Source organism: Brunnivagina elsteri CCALA 953, assembly GCF_002289455.1.
Classification (GTDB): domain Bacteria; phylum Cyanobacteriota; class Cyanobacteriia; order Cyanobacteriales; family Nostocaceae; genus Brunnivagina; species Brunnivagina elsteri.
The window spans coordinates 1-3,188 of the sequence record NZ_NTFS01000567.1 but is presented as its reverse complement, the minus strand read 5'-3'; the positions used below and the strand labels follow the sequence as shown (position 1 = coordinate 3,188).

At 36.6% G+C, this 3,188-nt stretch carries 2 protein-coding genes; one reads left to right on the top strand and one right to left on the bottom strand.

Annotated elements, in window-relative coordinates; genetic code table 11:
• A partial coding sequence (locus CK510_RS28435) for a HEAT repeat domain-containing protein (RefSeq protein WP_143289483.1) occupies positions 1 to 494 on the bottom strand: 494 nt, incomplete at its 3' end.
• A 1,873-nt stretch (positions 495 to 2,367) separates the two neighbouring features.
• Here CK510_RS28435 and CK510_RS28430 point away from each other — a divergent pair.
• Positions 2,368 to 2,910, top strand: coding sequence for a phycobiliprotein lyase (locus CK510_RS28430; RefSeq protein WP_095724838.1), 543 nt, complete (start codon positions 2,368 to 2,370; stop codon positions 2,908 to 2,910).
• Positions 2,911 to 3,188 lie beyond the last annotated feature (278 nt).

Below are 3,188 nucleotides of genomic sequence, written 5' to 3'. Positions count from 1 at the left end.
TTTGTTCTTACCCAATCATCTTCATCCTGCAAAGTGATAATCAATGGTTCCACAGCAACTTTAGCTTTTTGATGAAAACAACCCAACGCAAAAGCTGCACTAGCACGAACTTTTGGTGATGTATCTTGCAAAGTTGCAATTAATGAAGGAATTGTTTGAGCTTCAGCACCAATTTTGCATAGAGATTCAATAATACTAACGCGAATTCCCACATTTTCATTCTGCAAAATCTCTATCAAAGCTGGAACAGCAGCTTCCGCAGCAACACCAATATTCCCTAAAGTGATAATGCTATTGTTACGTAATTCTGGTTTTTCCAAAGCAGCAATCAAAGCCGAAACTGCACTATTAGCTTCATTTCCCATTTGCGATAAAGTAATAACAGCATCCGAATAAACTAATGAATCTATAACTTGTACTTTTTTGACCTGTAATTGTTTTATTTGTAGTTTTTTGAAGAAGAGCGATCGCAATGGTTTCACAAGATTTTTCATCAACCTTCTTGCTCCATGATGCTTTTATTTTCAAGGTTATTCAGCTTGCTAGATAACAGTTTTAGTTCAAAACAAATGTGATTTATTTACAATTACGAAATAATATCTGATTTTTTTGAGCTTTAGCTTTAGCCTTACCTTTATAAGTCCTATTTCTCAGTTTTATCTAGCTTGTATCAAATTCAGAACGCGAGACTGCTGATTAATTTGATTAACTAGAAATCATCTATTACAACTTGATGTAAATAAACTAACCATTTATCTAGCCTGAAATCCTTGCGAATCAATAATTATTCTCAAGCTATATTTTTTATTCTCAGTTGCGAGTTTGTGTCGTAAGTATAAAAGCTTAAAATAATATTTTTGATTGCTTTTTACTGAGTAAGTTTATCTCTGACTAAAGAAAATATAGCGTCTGATATTAATACAGTTTCAAAATTCAAATTACGGAAAATTTATTAAAAAAGATTACTACATTCAATATTTATCAAATCTTCTGATTTTCTGTACCGAATAATACATTTTGCTGGCATAAATTATAACATAATGCTGCGAACTGCGAACAAATTAACACTCGACTAATATACAACTCCTCTCTCCTTATTGAAGCTACAGTTTACACAGAAGCTGATGTCTGAAGTTCCTTTCATATCCCGGAAGTTATTCCCCCTAACCCCCCTTTTCCAAGGGGGGAAATAAAAATCTAGTACAGCTTGGCGTAAATATGCCTAGCATTTAGGGCTTGAATTTAGTCCTCTTTTAGAGGACTTTCGCTATTAGCCAGAGGTTTATAACCTCTGGCTCTGACTTATATTTGGGGTTTCTAAATGCTGACATCTAATAGTACGTTTGAACTACAACGATGTCAAGCTTGGGGAGAAAATTGCAATTCCCTTTCCAAGTCATCATCGAACTAAAGTGGTATTAGTTTTTACATAAATACATAGCTTTGGGATTAGTTTTTAACCAACCCTGTAGGTAATGCTTTCTTGACAGAGTAACACTACAATTTGTGGTATTTGGAATTTTGAGGAACTCGCAATCTAACAGCAACAACAATGTTATTTAGCGGTTGCGAATTATGAATTCCCATCAAAAAAGTATCAATGTTGACAGCTTTTTTTTGAGAGTCTGTCAAAATCCGTAAAAACTGTGCTTAACGTTGTAAGCAGTTATTGCAGTTGTCAATATTACACTTATCGAACAAAAGGAGAATATGTATGGATAATACCGCAGGTCAAATGATATGGAAGCTACCAGGTTCCTCTGAATGCGCTTTGCATCTTAGAGCATGTTTGAAAAGTTTAGGAACGTATAATTTGTCATTCTGAGTGGAGTTTTACGCAACGTTCGCGTTCGCGAAGCGTGTCGCTTGCGACTCAGCGTTCTCGAAGAGTAGAATCTGGAGTTTAGTCCACATACTGAGATGCTACCCTGCGGGAAGTCTTTCGCCTACGTTCCACCCTGCGGGTAGACGCGCAAGCGGCTTCTGTAAGTAGCAAGCTACAGCATGACATGAAAGGAGACTTTTCAAACAACCTCTTAGACGTAGCGAATCAGAACCTTGGCAACCTTACCAAGAGTTTCCAGAATACTTTTTACCCGATCCACCAGGATTTTCTGAAGGTTACGCGACTTTTTTAGCCTTGCTCAAGAAAAACTGGCAGTCGGTGTAAACAACCTTTAAATACGTCAAACAGGCATTTTTTAGCCTACACAAACTGCAAGTTCTAATTAAAAGACTATAGCTCCCACTATTGATTTAGAATAAACTAAACATTTTTTAATGTTAAAATTTGTAATCATATCAGTGAGGAGCTTGACCAAACTTGGGCTTCATGCTCGTATCTGAACTGAAAGAGGATAAGACTTCATGACAACACCCCCACAAATTGCACAGTACGCTATAGAATCGTTAGTAGAAAGTTTTTTTCGAGAAACAGAAGGCAATTGGCGTTCTGAACGACGTTATTACACCCTCAAGAGTGGCGAAGTTGAAGAGGTTGTTAGTGAGATTACGATCGCATTTTTGCCTAAAGGAAGTGCAGAATTGGTTCAATTGGCACAAAAGCATGAGTTAGCTGATACAAATGCTTTGGTTTGTGGTTCTCAAGTGACTTGGATAAGTAACTATTCCCAACCAGGCAGAAAACCAGTGACGGGTTCAACGGTGTTTGGGATTCGGGAAAATATTTTGTATCGCGATCGCGGTTTTGCCACGTCGAAACCTGTTGCTGCGGAATATTTGATGCGTGAGGCAAAAACTATGCATTTGCGTACAGAATATGGTGGTTCGGCATTTGAGGAGGAGATTAAGTTGATTGGTACGAATTATCGCACTCGTCAGACGATTATTTCCCGTGCTGGTGAAGAAATCATGATTGGGCAGTATTTAGAAAGACGGGTTATGTCCTAATAACTGATTGTATATTTATCCTAAAATTATTTGACTCTAAACCCTTCTCGCAACTTGCGGGGAGGGTTAATTTTCGTTATAGGTAGGTCATTACGTCAGAGAACGCAATTCATCGTGTCTATTTACACTCATATATAGAATTACGTAGATTTTGCATGATAAATATATAATTTTCATAAAGTGATTATCAGCAAAAACCCATATTATTCATACAACAAGATAAAGAGATAATGAATGAAGTTTATTCTTGGGAATAAATAATTTTAGAGATGTATAAT